Genomic DNA, 14,433 nt, shown 5'->3' on the forward strand with positions numbered 1-14,433 from the left:
AGGCGCGAACTCCTGCAATACGCGTGCGGGCATGACGTCGGATGCCGGATGCCCGGGGCCACCGCACCCGGCGCCCGTTCTCCACTCGAGCCCGCACGCGCCCCTGCCCCGCTCGCACACATTGCAGGAGATCACACGCACTGCAGGAGCATCCGCTCAGGAATCTCCTGCGTAACGCGCGAACTCCTGCAAGACGAGCGCGCAGGATGCCGCGACGGCGCCGCCCCAGCATCCAATCGGCCTTGTCCTTTCGAACGATTAACGATAGATTCCTGTTGTTCTTCGATGAGAGGGTGCAGTCATGGGTCGAGCGACGATCGTCGTGCTGAGGGTGCTGATCGCGATCGCGCTGGTGGGGTCGGTGGCCGTGCAGGCCCTGATCGCGCCGATGCTGTGGCTCGATCTGGGGGCCGAGGAGCTGTGGGGACGCATCGCGATCGTCGGCCTCATCGTGCTGGGGGTCGGCACGATGCAGGTGTTCGGCATCTGCGTGTGGATGCTGCTGACCAGAGTCCGGAAGGGGTCGATCTTCTCGGCATCCTCGTTCCGGCTGGTCGACGTGATCATCGGGGCGATCCTCGTCGCGGCAGTGCTGACGTTCGCGTTCGCGGCACTGCTGGCTCCGGGCGATGCGGCTCCGGGGATCGTGCTGCTGATCGGAGGCGCCGGACTCGTGCTGTGTGGCATGGCGCTGCTCGTCGTCGTGATGAAGGCGCTGCTGCGGCAGGCGATCGATCGCGACGTCGAGGCGCGCTCGCTGCGGTCCGAACTCGACAACGAGGTGATCTGATGCCCGTCGTCGTCGACATCGACGTGATGATGGCCCGGCGCAAGATGAGCGTCGGGGAGCTCGCCGAACGGATCGGCATCACTCCCACGAACCTGGCCGTGCTGAAGAACGGCCGCGCGAAGGCGGTGCGGTTCACGACGCTCGACGCGCTGTGCGAGGTGCTGGAGTGCCAGCCCGGAGACCTACTGCGCTGGGAGCCCTGACCGCGCGGTTCTTCCCGCGGCCGGATGCCGTTCGCTCGGCCACATCCCGCGGCCGGATGCCGTTCCCGCGGCCACATCCCGCGGTCGGATGCCGTTCGCTCGGCCACATCCCGAGCGCGCGGCCGAAGGAAGGCGAGAAGGCCGAGCGAGCGGGCCCTACCGCTCCGCGAGCAGCTCCTGCAGCCGCGCGACCTCGGCCTCCGGCATCCGGTATCCGTGCTCGGGCGCGGGATACGCACCCGACCGCACCTCGTCCGCGTACGCCGCGACTCCGGCGACGGACGCCGCCCGCACCTCGGCATACCGCTTGACGAAAGCAGCGGCCGGTCCGTCGTAGATGCCGAGCAGGTCGTGGAACACGAGCACCTGCCCGTCGGCATCCGCTCCAGCGCCGATTCCGATGACCGGCACTCGCAGCAGCGGCATGAGCGCCGCGGTCACCGCCGACGGCACCGCCTCGACCACGATCAGCGAGACTCCGGCATCCTGCAGCGCGAGGGCGTCGTCGATCACGGCGAGCGCGGCCTCGGCGGTGCGCCCCTGCGCGCGGAAGCCGCCGAGCGCGGTCGCGGTCTGCGGCGTGAGGCCGACGTGTCCGACGACGGGGATGCCGGCATTCACCAGTGCGCGGGCGCGATCGACCGTCGTGCCTCCGCGCTCGATCTTCACGAGGTCGACGCCGGCCTCTTTCACGAAGCGCTGCGCGGTCTCGAGCGCGAGCGCGTCGGACGCCTCGTACGACCCGAACGGCAGGTCGCCCACGAGCAGGGGTCGCGAGAGTCCGCGGCGCACGGCCTTCGTGAGCATGAGCATCTCGTCGATCGTGACGGGCACGGTGCTGTCGTAGCCGAGCACGGTCATCGCGGCGGAGTCGCCGACCAGCACCATGTCGACCCCGGCCTCCTCGACGATCCGCGCGCCGGGGTGGTCGTAGGCCGTGACCATGACGATCGGCTCGCCGGCATCCTTCTTCTTCGCGAGGTCGGCGATGGTCACGCGGCGGGTCGGAGCGGCGTGGGCGCTCATGCGGGGGTTCCCCTCAGCAGATGGTTGTCGATCAGGCGGGCGGCGCCGACACGGGCGGCGACGAGCAGCAGGGAGTCGCGGTCGGCGCGGGCGACGGGCTCGAGCGTCTCGGCATCCCGGAGTTCCAGGTACTCGGGCGCGATACCCGCTTCGCTGAGCACGGCGAGGGCAGCCGGCACGATCTCGTGCCCGGCCCGGTACGCTGCCTCCCCCGCATCCAGCGCCCGGCTCAGCGCGGTGGCCTGCGCCCGCGCGTCCGGGTCGAGATAGACGTTGCGCGAGCTCATGGCGAGTCCGTCGGGTTCGCGCACGATCGGGCACGCGACGATCCGCACGTCGAGGTCGAGGTCGCGCACGACGCGGCGCACCACGAGCACCTGCTGCGCATCCTTCTGCCCGAAGAACGCGACATCGGGACGCACGATGCCGAAGAGCTTGGTGACGACCGTCGCCACGCCGTCGAAGTGGTGGGGCCCGCGGCTGGCGCCATCGAGCACGCCGGTGATACCCGCGACGTGGATGTTCGTGGCGAAGCCATCCGGGTAGATCTCGGCGGGCTCCGGAGCGAAGAGGATGTCGACACCCTCCGCCTCAGCGAGCGCCGCATCACGCGCCTCATCGCGCGGGTAGGTGCTGAGGTCTTCGTTCGCGGCGAACTGGGTCGGGTTCACGAAGAGCGAGACGACGACAAGGTCGGTCTGCTCTCGCGCCGCGCGCATGAGCGAGAGGTGCCCCTCGTGGAAAGCGCCCATGGTGGGAACGAGTCCGACGCTCTGGCCGGCCGTTCGTGCGTCGCGAACAGCGGCGCGCACCTCAGCGATCGTGCGCAGGATTCTCATGCTCGGGGCTCCTCTGGGGTGGCGGACCCGTGGGGCGCGCGCTCGACGATCGCGCGGGTGGCGGCCGCGAGCGCGTCGAACAGCTCTCGGTAGTCGGCGGATGCTGCGCGCTGCCGCGCCACCGTCTCCTCGTCGCCGCGGACGATGGGCCCGGTGAGGGCGGATGCCGCGCCGGACGCCGTCCAGTTGTCGACCGTCTGGCGGACGAGCGGCGCGAGATGGGCGCGGTCGACACCGGCATCCTTGGCGAGGTGCTCCGCCGCATCGAGAACCGTGAGCACGAAGTTCGAGGCGAAGGATGCTGCGGCGTGATACTCCGCGCGATGGGCGTCGTCGACGCGGAACGGGTTGGCGCCCAGCGCCCGCGCCAGACGTTCCGCGACCTCGAGCCCCTCGGGTGTGCGGCCGTCGACGGCGACGCCGATGCCGCGGAAGACGTCGGACGACTCGGTGCCGGTGAAGGTCTGCAGCGGGTGGAGGCTGAAGTCGACGTCGATGAGGGGCGTCGCCCCCGAGACATGGGCGACGAGCCGCGAGTGCGGTCGAGCGGCGAACGCCACCGCCGCGATGGCGGAATCCGGAACGCAGAGCAGGGCGATGTCGGCATCCGGCACCGTGTCGTCGCGACGAAGCGGTCCGATGACGATGAATCCCGCCGCGCGGAGGGCCCGCGCGAGGACGCCGCCGAGACGGCCGGCGCCGACAATGGCGATGGTCGCGTGGGGAGGGAGAGCGGGGGTGCTGTGCATGGTGGGGTCCGCGTGAGGTTGGCGTCGCGGGATGCGTCGAGTATCCGCCCGCGGGGCGTGCCGCGCCAAATGAGGGAGCAGGTAGACACGCGCGACACGGGTTCTGATGGTGAACATGCGCATTCTGTAAACGCCTCACTGCGCATAGTGCTCCAGGCATCCGCGCCGTACCCACCGTTCCCGAACGGCGACCAAAGAGTGATTGACCAATCACTCTCCCGCTAGTACAGTCGGTGACATGACCCCGCGCACTCCCGTCCTCTCGACCGCCGACGTCCGCCGACCCCTGGTCGCCGCCGCCGCGCTGGTGGAGTTCGCGCGGGGTGGCTACTTCCGCACGACGGTCGCCGACGTCGCGCGCGAGGCGAAGATCTCGCCCGCGTACGTGTTCAAGCTCTACCCGCGCAAGGAGCAGCTGTTCGTGGCGGCGCTCGAGGCGTGCTTCGAGCGGATCGTCGAGGCGCTGGATGCCGGTGCCGACGCCGCCGAGTCCCCCACACCCGATGAGGTGTTGGATGCCATGGGCGAGGCGTATGCCAACCTCATCCGCGACCGGTCGCTGCTGATGCTGCAGGTGCATGCGCAGTCGGCGGCGGAGATCCCCGAGATCGGCGATGCGCTGCGCGCCGGACTCGCGAAGGTCACCGAGTTCGTGCGGCAGCGCTCGGCCGCGAGCGACGATGCCGTGCAGCGCTTCATCGCGTACGGGCAGCTGTGCCACCTGATCGTCACGGCTCGCGTCGACGAGAGCAGCGCGCCGTGGGCGAAGATCGTCGCGCACGGCATCCGTCATCCCGAATGAACCATCCCGCCCTCTTGCACTTTCTCATGCTCTCTTGAGTGAGTGACCACTCACTAACATCCACATCACTAAGGAGTTCATCATGACCCTCACCACACCCACACCCACCGCGACCGCGGGAAGCAGTCGGCGCTGGCTCGCCCTGAGCTTCCTCGCTCTCGCGCAGTTCCTCGTCGTGCTCGATGCGTCGATCGTGAACATCGCGCTGCCCGTGCTCGGCGAGCAGCTCGCCATGAGCACCGCCGCGCTCGCCTGGGTGATCACGGCGTATGTCCTCGCGTTCGGCGGGCTGCTTCTTCTCGGCGGCCGGCTCGCCGACCGCTACGGCCACCGCCGTGTCTTCCTGATCGGCACGGCCGGGTTCGTCGCGGCATCCGCTCTCGCCGGGCTGTCTTTCTCGAGCGAGATGCTGCTCGGAGCGCGTGCCCTGCAGGGGGTGTCGGCGGCGCTGCTCGCTCCGTCGGCGCTCGCGCTGCTGACCCGCCTCTTCCCCGAGGCGCGCGATCGGTCGAAGGCGCTCGGCGTCTGGGGCGGCGTGGCCGGCATCGGCTCGGCTGCCGGGGTGCTCCTCGGCGGAGTACTCACCGGCGCGTTCGGGTGGCAGTCGGTGTTCTTCGTGAACGTGCCGGTCGGGATCGTCGTGCTCGTGGCCGTGCCGCTGCTGATCTCGCGTGACGCCGCGTCGACGAGCGAACGGCTCGACGTGTGGGGAGCCGTCACCATCACCGGCGCGCTCGTCTCGATCGTCGGGGCGCTCAGCGCGGTCGAGCAGGTCGGGATCCTGCATCCGCTCCCGCTGGGCGTGCTCGTGGTCGCGGTCGCGCTCGGAGTGGCCTTCGTGATGATCGAGCGGCGCACGGCATCCCCGCTCGTGCCGCTCGGGATCTTCCGCACCCGCACCCTCGCGATCGGCAACCTCGTCGTGCTGCTGGTCGGCGCCGGGATGGTCGCGCTGTTCTTCGCCCTCTCCGTCTACATGCAGGCGGTGCTCGGCTATGACGCGCTCACCACCGGACTCTCGCAGCTCCCCCTTGCCGGAGCGCTCGTCGTAGTCGCCGGCATCGTGCCTGCGGTCGTGCAGCGGGTCGGGCTGACGACGACGCTGATCGGTTCGCTGCTCGTGCTGGCGGCGGGGCTCGTGTGGCTGTCGTCCGCACCCGCGGATGCCGGATTCCTGGCACAGCTGCTCGGCCCGACACTGCTGATCGGCGTCGGTCTCGGTGGCGCGTTCGTCACCGCGACGCAGCTGTCGGTCGACGGGGTCGAGGGCGGCGAGGCCGGTCTCGCCGGCGGACTCGTGAACACCAGTCAGCAGATCGGCGGCGCGCTCGGACTCGCGGTGCTCGGCACGATCGCCTCGCTGCGGACGGAGGCGCTGACCTCAGCCGGGGTGTCGGCGCCGGAGGCACTGACCGGCGGGTTCTCGTGGCTGTTCCTCGGGGCAGCGGTGGTCACCGTGGCCGGGGCTGTCGTGGCGGGGTTCGCGCGGCGGCGGTGAGGTCGTTCGCTCGGTGATGTGCGCTTCGCTCGGCCGGATTCCGTAGATCAGGCCGCGCGAAGCTTCTTTTACCGCGGTAGCCCGCAGGTCGTCGAGCGAGCGAAGCGAGACGAAACGCGGTGAGCCAGTCCGGAACGCGTTTCGTCTCGTCGCTGCGCTCCTCGCTCAACGACCGCGCGGCGGCGGAGCCACGGCATCCGCCGTACTCTGGACTGTCGGCCCCTTTCGCGTGGCCCTTCTCTGGAGCATCCCCCATGTCTGCACTCACGGTCGATGATCGTGCCCGCTATCGGGCGAAGCCTTCTGTTCTCGACGCGTTGAAGAGTCCGCGGATGCTGACGCGCGAGGTCCTGGCGGGGCTCGTCGTGGGGCTCGCGCTGATTCCCGAGGCGATCGCGTTCTCGGTGATCGCGGGCGTCGATCCGAAGGTCGGGCTGTTCTCGTCGTTCATCATGGCGGTGTCGATCGCGTTCCTCGGCGGGCGCCCGGCGATGGTCACGGCCGCGACCGGAGCCGTCGCGCTCGTGATCGCACCCGTCGCCCCGACGTACGGCATGGACTACTTCATCGCGACCGTCATCCTCGCGGGGATCTTCCAGGTGATCCTCGGGGTGCTGGGAGTCGCGAAGCTCATGCGGTTCATCCCACGCAGCGTCATGGTCGGGTTCGTGAACGCGCTGGCGATCTTCGTGTTCAGCTCGCAGTTCCCGCAGCTGATCGATGTGCCGTGGCTGGTGTATCCGCTGGTGGCGCTCGGCATCCTGGTGATGATCGTCATGCCGCGGATCACGAAGATCGTGCCAGCGCCGCTCGTGTCGGTGATCATCGTGACCGCGGTCGTGCTGACGATGGGCATCGCGGTGCCGACGGTCGGCGATCAGGGTGAGCTGCCGCGGAGTCTGCCGTCGCTGTTCCTGCCCGACATCCCGTGGACGTGGGAGACGTTCGGCATCATCGCGCCGTTCGCGCTCGGTGTCGCGCTCGTCGGACTCATGGAGTCGCTGCTCACCGCGAAGCTCGTCGACGAGATCACCGACACGCACTCGAACAAAACGCGCGAGTCGTGGGCGCAGGGCGTCGCGAACATGCTGTCGGGATTCTTCGGCGGCATGGGCGGATGCGCGGTCATCGGCCAGACCATGATCGGCGTCAAGGCGTCGGGCGCGCGGACCCGCATCTCAACGTTCTGCGCCGGACTGTTCCTCTTCGTGCTCGTCGTGGTGTTCGGCAACTTCGTCGGGACCATCCCGATGGCAGCGCTCGTCGCGGTCATGATCATGGTGGCGATCGGCGCGTTCGACTGGCATTCCGTGAAGCCGTCGACTCTCAAGCGGATGCCGAAGAGCGAGACCTTCGTGATGGTCGCGACCGTCGTGCTCGTGCTGTTGACCCACAACCTCGCGATCGGAGTGGTGGGTGGAGTGCTGGTCGCGTCGGTGCTGTTCGTGCGACGGGTGGCGCACTTCGTCTCTGTGACGCGCTCTGTCTCGGGCGATTCCGTGACGTATGTCGTGGACGGGGAGCTGTTCTTCGCGTCGAGCAATGATCTGACGACGTTGTTCTCGTACTCGGAGGATCCTTCGCGGGTTGTCGTGGATCTGTCGCGATCGCACGTGTGGGATGCGTCGACCGTCGCCGCGCTGGACGCGATCGAGACGAAGTATGCGGCGCTGGGGAAGACCGTGGAGATCGTCGGGATGAACGACGCGAGTGAGCGGATGCGGGGACGGTTGACGGGCGGGTTCGAGTAGGGCGCCTCGCGGGTCGTTGAGCGAGCCGCCCCCGAGCGCACGCCCCCTCCCGGGTCGTTGAGCGGGCGGCTCCCCTTCCGGTCGTTGAGCGAGCGAGCGCACCTCCGGGTCGTTGAGCGAGCGAAGCAAGACGAAACGCGGTAACAACGCGAATCAACCGAGGTTCATGTCGGAACGATAGGCCTTGACCGCTCGAGACCCGTGGCACGACGGGCGAAGGTCCCGCGCAGTACACCGGAATGAACTGCCACGAAAAGCCGGCGAATGCCCACCCCGGCGCCGTCGACCCGACCTGCTACGGTGTTCCACAGCGTCGCGTGTCGGTGGCAGTCTGTGTCAGGCATGGAGGCGTGGGACCCGAGGAGGACGACCGTGACAACGGCGATCTCTTCGCCCTCTCGTGTCTGAGGGCGAGAAGACCAGGCTGATCGCCTGGGCGAACGAACTGCGCGCGGTGCACGGACGGCTGCGCGCGGCATTGAAGATGGCGCAGGATGCCGTGGCATCCGGCGCTCCCGCGGAGGTCGCGTCCCGCGATCTGCTGCTGTTCTGCCATGGATTCTGCGTGGCCCTGAACGGGCATCACGAGGGCGAGGACCGCACGCTGTTCCCCGCGCTCAGCGCGGCGCATCCGGAGCTGCGCGAGACGATCAGCAAGCTCAGGCAGGACCACTCGATGATCGGGCACCTGCTCGGCGGGCTGCAGGCGGCCGTCTCGTCGGGCGCGACGACCACCACGATGGCCTCGCATCTGGAGGGCATCGCCGCCATCATGGAGAGCCACTTCCGCTACGAGGAACGCGAACTGCTCGACGTGCTCGACGGTTTCATCCTCGACGCGGATCCGGCGGAGGTCTTCGGTCCTCTCTGAGCTGGCACCAGTTTGTTCTGGCATCGGCATCCGACCCCCTTCTCGAATGGAGCATCATGACTGACACGACCTGCCACATGTCCATCTCGCTCGACGGGTTCGTCGCGGGGCCCGATCAGAGCCGCGAGAACCCTCTCGGGATCGGCGGCGTCGAGCTGCACCGGTGGCACATCGGCGATCCGCGAGCGGTGGATGCCGACGCCACCGCGAGCTCGTGGCTGGGGCGGCCGCGAGGCGCGTACGTGATGGGTCGGAACATGTTCGGTCCGATCCGCGGTGAGTGGGATGACGAGGAGTGGCGTGGATGGTGGGGCGAGGAGCCGCCGTACCACGCGCCCGTCTTCGTGCTGTCGCACTTCGCGCATGAGCCGATCGAGATGCAGGGCGGCACGACGTTCCACTTCGTCACCGACGGCTTCGACGCGGCGTATGCGGCGGCGGTCGAGGCTGCGGGCGATCAGGGCGTCGACATCGCGGGTGGAGCGTCTGTCGTGCGGCAGGCGCTGCAGGCCGGCGTGATCGACGAGCTCACGCTCGACATCGCGCCGGTGCTGCTCGGGTCGGGAGAGCGGCTCTTCGACGGGATCGATGAGTTCGGCTTCACCCCGGTCGAGGTGCTGCACTCGCCGCTGGCGACCCACGTGCGGTATCGGAGGGATGGTGAAGCAGGTCGCTAACCGAGCCGACAAGAGCGCGTTTCGGGTCGTTGCGCGAGCCCGACGAAGTGGAGCCCCGTTTCCGGTCGTTGAGCGAGCCCGACGAAGTCGAGCGAGACGAAACGCGGCGACCGTCCACGCAACGCTGCTACGAGGCTGATCTACCCAGGTGAGTCGCTGTATCAGGCTGGCGGACCGTCACCCGCGAGGCAACAGTCCGCCAGCGACGATCAGCGTCCCGAACAGTGCCCGCACATCGGGTACCCGTTCGTACCCGAACGCTTGTTCTGAGGCGGAATCTGTCTTCCACTCACGCAGTCGTCGTAGACGTGATGAACGTCCGGGTCACTCGGATTGATCGAATAGTAGGGCGAGACTCGCATCATGCTCCTTTGCATCAAGGGCGCGGGGCCACCCCGCGTCTGTCCTACAGGAGCATCGAGCCCAGCGTTTGATACAGGCGATAAATCCAATAGGCCCTACTAAACGACTCGGGCCGTAGCCCGTCGACGCTTGCTCAGTCAGCCGAGCGCAGCCTGAATCTGTCCGGCGAGCTTCTCGACGGCCTTCTTGTTCTTGACACCGTCCATGAGTGCCGGCGGACGGTTGTGGTGCACGTTCAGAGACAGGTGCACGTCGGATCCGGATGCCGCGGGCACGACGTTCGCACGGCCCAGCAGCTCCCAGTTGAACATCGTCTTGCGCGTCTGGAGATCGATCTGAGTCCCGTCAGGGCTCTGCCCGAGGATGGTGCTCTTGTTGTCGGCGAGCACGCGCTGCACGGCGGCCGCGGTGGTCGCCGCGTCGGCGTTCGAATGGAACGTGGTGGTCGCTTCAGATGACATCGTGATCCCCCTCAGGTCGTGGTGGTTTTCACGATAGCCAACGGGGACGTCAGTCGCCGGTTTCGCGGCGGGGCGAAATGCCCGGGGAGTTCTCCCCATCCGTCGTTGCGGCCGCGAGCCGTTGTTCCGCACGGGTGAGGTGGCGTGCCGTCAGGCTGGAGGAAACAGCATCCAGGGCGACGCGGTAGAACTTGGGCCAGCGGAAGAGGAGCGCGACGCCGTGCAGGGTCGAGATGACGATCACCAGCCAGCCCATGAGCGCAAAGTCGACGACACCGAAGAACGTGTACGCGAACGCTGCGTTGGCAAGAACACCGATGGTTGCGAACGCCCATCCTCGCCAAGCCCTCGCTTGTGGTGATTCCGCTTTGTCGGCGGTTGACAGCCAGGCGAGCGAATAGATGATCGAGCCATAGCCCGCCAGAAGCGGCACGGGCCACCAATGCGGCGAGAGTCCGAAGGCGCCGCCCTTCACCGCGATCGCGAGTACGACCCCGAGGAGCGCCTGCACGGCGACAGGCGCGGTCGCGAGCGCCGCGAAGCCCCACCAGGCGCGCCTCGCCGACACGGGGGTCCACCGCGCCCCGAGCGCTGACCTCGCCCAGAGCTGACGGCTGCGCAGGTCGCGCACGCGCTGGTCGGATTCCGCCTCAGCAGAGAGCGCGGCCGGAGGATCGAGCCGCTCGGCGAGCACGAAAGTGACGAATCCCAGCAGCAGGGCGAAGAGCACCTCGGGCAGGACGTGCGGATCGACGACCACCACGACCACGACGAAGCTGAGCACGAGGGCCAGGGCGACGCGCACCGCCCAGGCGATCAGCCGGGCCGCCTCACGCAGTTCGCCGGTGTTCTCCCTCGTGAGGCCCAGTCCGCTGAGCACGCTGATCAAAGTGGTGAAGATCAGGAGCTCGGGTGAGAACAGTCCGCTCACGAATGGGAAGAGGAACTCGAAGACCGTTGCGATCGGCAGGCTCACCGGAGGCGTTGACGCCATCACCGCGGCTAGCACTATGGTCAGGTTGCCGGTCGCGGCGATCCACACCCATGCCATGCTGCGGCGAAATAGGGAGGGACTCGTCGATGGCGTCATCCCACTCGTCTACCAGAGACCGCTGACGTTCGGGAGACCTTCACTACGGATGCCGCGCCGCAGTGACACACGTCGGCCACCAGTATCCGCGTCGGCCATGATCGGTGTCATGGAAACAGCTCCGATTCTCACGTGGACCCTGCAGCAGGAGATCCCCGTCCCGCCCGATGTCTACGCCCTGCTCGTCGAGGGCGAGCAGCCGATCACCTCGTTCAAGACGTTCCGAGATTCAGCGACGTTCACGACCAAGCGCCTGATCGTCCGCGACGCCCAGGGCGTCACGGGCAAGAAGGTCGAGATCTACTCCTTGCCCTACAGCGCGATCAACATGTGGTCGTCGGAGAACGCGGGCACTCTCGACTGGAACTCCGAGATCGAACTGTGGACCCGCGCCGGACACATCAAGGTGAAACTGTCGAAGGGTGCGGATGTGCGCCGTATCGACAGCCTGATCGCGTGGGCTGTGCTTCAGGCGCACTGAGCTGTGAGATGCGCGGGCCGAAGGCGCTGCCGTCAGTCGGCCCGCACCTGAACGGCGCTGACATCGTTCAATTCGATCTGTGCGACGCCGTCGTAGTTCGTGATCGTTCCTGAGGTGCACACCTCTGTGCCAGAGGGCAGCGACTCGACTCCTCCGACGTCCCAGAGGACAATCGTGAAACGCGCGACGTCCGGATAGTCGCGACCGAGGTTCAGGAACACATCGTCGTCAGAACCGCGGATGCTGGCGAGCGGCCCGCACACATGCCGACTTTCGCCCACGTGAGCTATGGCCTGGTCCCACCTGATGCTGCCGTCGGACGGTGCCTGAGCGGGTGCCCCGGCCGACACGCTGCAAAGTTGCTCTGCCCGGAGTAGTGCGGTCGCGGCTTCACCGACGCGATCGGCCCAAACGTCACAAGTGTCAGCGCCGAACTGCGCAATCGATCCCTTCGCTGAAACGTACCCGACCAGGGCGTCATACTCCTCAGGGCAGGAGCTGCTCAGCCAGTCCAACTTCTCGTTGATGCTCCCGGCTGTGTCGCCCACGCGCTCCTGTCTGAGTGCGGCGTTAAAGACGTCCTGGCAGTTGGCTGGCGTTGCCTGAGACGGCTGTCGATCGTCGCTCGCCTGGGCGTTCCACCACCAGACCCCGCCGATGATGAGAGCGCTGACGACAACCCACGGCGTCCAGTTCTTCTCCGACTCGGGCATGGTCAGCCCGCGAGTTCACAGGCGATGGCCTTGTAGGTCGTGGTGACCGGGCCGGTCCATGTCCGCCACAGCGTGCGATCCTCCATACAGGCTCCTGACACCAGCGGTTCCCGATATATCAGCCTGAGCATAGCGGTCTGCGTCCGTCGTCCACGCGCCGAGACGTCGCCCGTGATCCCCTATGCTGACGTGGTCTTCAACAACTACAGAAAGCACCGTGATGTTCGCACAGCGCGTGGCCGGGATCTCCGCCGCACTCATTCTCGGATTGGCCCTCACCGCATGCGGATCCGGTGAGCCGACTGTCATGCCCGACGTCATCGGCTCCACTCTCGAAAAGGCGAAGAGCGACATCGAGCGAGCCGGGTTCTCGTCTGACGTCGAGGTTCTCGGCGGAGGGATGTTCGGCATCCTGGATGACTCGGCGTGGATGGTCTGCGAGCAGCTACCCGATGCAGGGGACGCCATCTCTGGTGAGCCGCGATTGACGGTCGACCGCTCGTGCGGTGGCGGCGCAGAACAGCAAACCGAAGAGACTCCGGCTCCCGAGCCGGAGTCGGATGTTGTCGTTACCGACACCACCGTCGACGAACTCCTCAACCGTCTCAACGCTCCAGAGATGGGTGGCATCCAGCTCGGCGACCAGTTCCGCTTCACCGGCGAGCTCTTCATGTCCGAGTTGTGGATGACGGGCGCGACCGGTGAGTACACGGTCTACTTCAAGGCTCACGGTGGCGCCCAAGATCTCTTCGTCCTGATCGACGAGTTCGAAACTCTCGAGTGGACCGACGGAACGGTCGTCGAGATGGTCGTCGAGAGCGTGGAAGTCGAGATCGACGGAGAGACTACGGACGGATGGCTTCGAGCCGTGTCCGCGAGCACTTTGTGAGAAATGACGCGAGGCGGCGTGGTCGTCGGGTTCCTCGCCGCTACGCTGTTGTTCGCCGCGTGCAGCGGCGTTGAGGACACCGAGCCGACCTGGGTGTCGGCGCCCGGGGGCGGCATTCGCGAGTATTACGACCTCGATCCGTTCGGTGATCTGTGCACCCCGGTCTTCGACGCTCAAGCCAGCGGCTTCGCTTCGTGCGTCAGCGCGGCTGAGGCGGACGTCGCGGCGTCGATCGCGTACTCCGAGGAGATGAAACGGCGGATCCGGGAACTGGAAGTCGAACTCGAGACTCGGGTGACAACCTGTCGGGATGGTGACGGAGACGGCATCTGCCACGAGCGGTGATACTCGTAGCGGATGCGCAGTCGCAGATCTCGACTACTGCTGTCGTTGCCGAGACGACTGTCCGCTACATGGCGATTGATCGCCTGGTGCGTAGATAGGACCACCACCTGCAAGATGGTGATGTGACAGAGCAATCGCCGAGTGACGATGAGCCGGTAAGTGAGTTACGACTAACCCTGCCGCGCGAATCTGCGGCTGACACCATGGTGGCCGCCGGCGCGGCTGTAGCCCTCGGCGTCGTGCCGTTGATCGGCTCGGCGCTATCAACGAGCTTCCAGTCAGCAGTGCAAGCCGTGAGTCAGCGCGAGATGGAAGCGTGGCTCGCGCGGATGGCCGAAGTCGTGGACGCTCTCGCCCACCTCACAGAACTTCGCGTCGACGAGATCGTTGGGGATGGGCAGTTTTATCAGTCGTTAGTGCGCGCGTCACGTGCAGCGCAGGAGACGACGGACGCGACGAAGCTGAATCAGCTTGAGGCGGGAGTCGCGCACAGCGGCTCCTGGACGCAGCGATCCCCCCTTCTAGAGCGGACCCTCATGAGACTCTTAGTCCAGTTCGAGCCGGAGCAAATCGAGCTTCTCGAGCTCGTTCACGATCCGCGGCGGTACGCGCTCGCCCACCCTGAACTCGGTGAGATGTTCTCCCTACACGATGTCTACAAGCAGGTTCTTGGCGTGGCCGACGCGGGCTCCCTTGAGATCATCGGGCGGCAGCTCAACGACCTCTACATGTCCGGTGTGACGCGATCCGGCTTTGGCCCAACCTTCATGCCGCTGCGTGACAACCAGGGCGGGTTCGCGCTCACAGACCTGGGCACTGAACTCATGGGTTACTGCGCGCGCGTCAGAGCCTCCCCCGCCGAAGCCCGGTCTTGATCGAAGCGCA

17 protein-coding genes are annotated in these 14,433 nt (G+C 67.1%); 11 read left to right on the forward strand and 6 right to left on the reverse strand.

The features are described from left to right. The first annotated feature begins 301 nt into the window (after positions 1-301). Positions 302-790, forward strand: a complete 489-nt coding sequence (locus AUC47_RS04065; protein ID WP_096713932.1) for a DUF2975 domain-containing protein — start codon at positions 302-304, stop codon at positions 788-790. Further along, positions 790-993 (forward strand): helix-turn-helix domain-containing protein, encoded by a 204-nt coding sequence (locus AUC47_RS04070; protein ID WP_096713933.1) that lies wholly within the window; start codon positions 790-792, stop codon positions 991-993. Before AUC47_RS04065 ends, AUC47_RS04070 begins: the two co-directional genes overlap by 1 nt. Before the next feature lie 156 nt (positions 994-1,149). Here AUC47_RS04070 and panB read toward each other — a convergent pair whose 3' ends face one another. The 3 genes from panB to AUC47_RS04085 are packed head-to-tail and all read right to left on the reverse strand — an operon-like array spanning position 1,150 to position 3,607. Further along, positions 1,150-2,019 (reverse strand): 3-methyl-2-oxobutanoate hydroxymethyltransferase, encoded by an 870-nt coding sequence (gene panB / locus AUC47_RS04075; protein WP_096713934.1) that lies wholly within the window; start codon positions 2,017-2,019, stop codon positions 1,150-1,152. After that, complete coding sequence (panC, locus tag AUC47_RS04080) at positions 2,016-2,858, reverse strand: pantoate--beta-alanine ligase (protein WP_096713935.1); 843 nt, start codon at positions 2,856-2,858, stop codon at positions 2,016-2,018. The genes panB and panC overlap by 4 nt, the downstream gene beginning before the upstream one ends. Continuing rightward, on the reverse strand, positions 2,855-3,607 hold the full coding sequence (locus tag AUC47_RS04085; protein ID WP_096713936.1) for a Rossmann-like and DUF2520 domain-containing protein: 753 nt from the start codon (positions 3,605-3,607) through the stop codon (positions 2,855-2,857). Before AUC47_RS04085 ends, panC begins: the two co-directional genes overlap by 4 nt. Before the next feature lie 238 nt (positions 3,608-3,845). Between AUC47_RS04085 and AUC47_RS04090 the strand changes: the two genes are divergently transcribed. The 5 genes from AUC47_RS04090 (at position 3,846) to AUC47_RS04110 (ending at position 9,206) form a co-directional block, all read left to right on the forward strand. Continuing rightward, a complete protein-coding gene (locus AUC47_RS04090; protein ID WP_096713937.1) occupies positions 3,846-4,409 on the forward strand; it encodes a TetR/AcrR family transcriptional regulator in 564 nt (187 codons plus the stop codon). A gap of 82 nt (positions 4,410-4,491) precedes the next feature. Then, complete coding sequence (locus AUC47_RS04095; RefSeq protein WP_096713938.1) at positions 4,492-5,907, forward strand: MFS transporter; 1,416 nt, start codon at positions 4,492-4,494, stop codon at positions 5,905-5,907. A gap of 254 nt (positions 5,908-6,161) precedes the next feature. Then, positions 6,162-7,658, forward strand: a complete 1,497-nt coding sequence (locus AUC47_RS04100) for a SulP family inorganic anion transporter (protein WP_096713939.1) — start codon at positions 6,162-6,164, stop codon at positions 7,656-7,658. A gap of 400 nt (positions 7,659-8,058) precedes the next feature. After that, positions 8,059-8,529: a hemerythrin domain-containing protein gene (locus AUC47_RS04105; protein ID WP_096713940.1), complete on the forward strand. Its 471-nt coding sequence runs from the start codon at positions 8,059-8,061 to the stop codon at positions 8,527-8,529. A gap of 56 nt (positions 8,530-8,585) precedes the next feature. Next, a complete protein-coding gene (locus AUC47_RS04110; RefSeq protein ID WP_096713941.1) occupies positions 8,586-9,206 on the forward strand; it encodes a dihydrofolate reductase family protein in 621 nt (206 codons plus the stop codon). A gap of 500 nt (positions 9,207-9,706) precedes the next feature. On the opposite strand, the gene AUC47_RS04115 is transcribed toward AUC47_RS04110, so the two are convergent. Then, positions 9,707-10,030, reverse strand: coding sequence for a hypothetical protein (locus AUC47_RS04115; RefSeq protein WP_096713942.1), 324 nt, complete (start codon positions 10,028-10,030; stop codon positions 9,707-9,709). Between the two features lie 49 nt (positions 10,031-10,079). After that, complete coding sequence (locus AUC47_RS04120) at positions 10,080-11,072, reverse strand: hypothetical protein (protein WP_143740695.1); 993 nt, start codon at positions 11,070-11,072, stop codon at positions 10,080-10,082. Positions 11,073-11,229: 157 nt separating this feature from the next. Between AUC47_RS04120 and AUC47_RS04125 the strand changes: the two genes are divergently transcribed. Next, a complete protein-coding gene (locus tag AUC47_RS04125; protein WP_096714187.1) occupies positions 11,230-11,601 on the forward strand; it encodes a PH domain-containing protein in 372 nt (123 codons plus the stop codon). Positions 11,602-11,633: 32 nt separating this feature from the next. Here AUC47_RS04125 and AUC47_RS04130 read toward each other — a convergent pair whose 3' ends face one another. Next, on the reverse strand, positions 11,634-12,314 hold the full coding sequence (locus AUC47_RS04130; protein ID WP_096713944.1) for a hypothetical protein: 681 nt from the start codon (positions 12,312-12,314) through the stop codon (positions 11,634-11,636). A 217-nt stretch (positions 12,315-12,531) separates the two neighbouring features. Here AUC47_RS04130 and AUC47_RS04135 point away from each other — a divergent pair, with 217 nt between their 5' ends. The 3 genes from AUC47_RS04135 (at position 12,532) to AUC47_RS04145 (ending at position 14,423) form a co-directional block, all read left to right on the forward strand. Next, entirely contained in the window at positions 12,532-13,203 is a 672-nt protein-coding gene (locus tag AUC47_RS04135; RefSeq protein ID WP_143740696.1) for a PASTA domain-containing protein, read from the forward strand. Between the two features lie 18 nt (positions 13,204-13,221). Continuing rightward, a complete protein-coding gene (locus AUC47_RS04140; RefSeq protein WP_143740697.1) occupies positions 13,222-13,548 on the forward strand; it encodes a hypothetical protein in 327 nt (108 codons plus the stop codon). Positions 13,549-13,751: 203 nt separating this feature from the next. Continuing rightward, positions 13,752-14,423, forward strand: coding sequence for a hypothetical protein (locus AUC47_RS04145; protein WP_096713947.1), 672 nt, complete (start codon positions 13,752-13,754; stop codon positions 14,421-14,423). The last annotated feature ends 10 nt before the right edge of the window (positions 14,424-14,433 follow it).

The sequence above is a fragment of the Microbacterium sp. SZ1 genome (assembly GCF_002362255.1).
Lineage (GTDB): Bacteria > Actinomycetota > Actinomycetes > Actinomycetales > Microbacteriaceae > Microbacterium.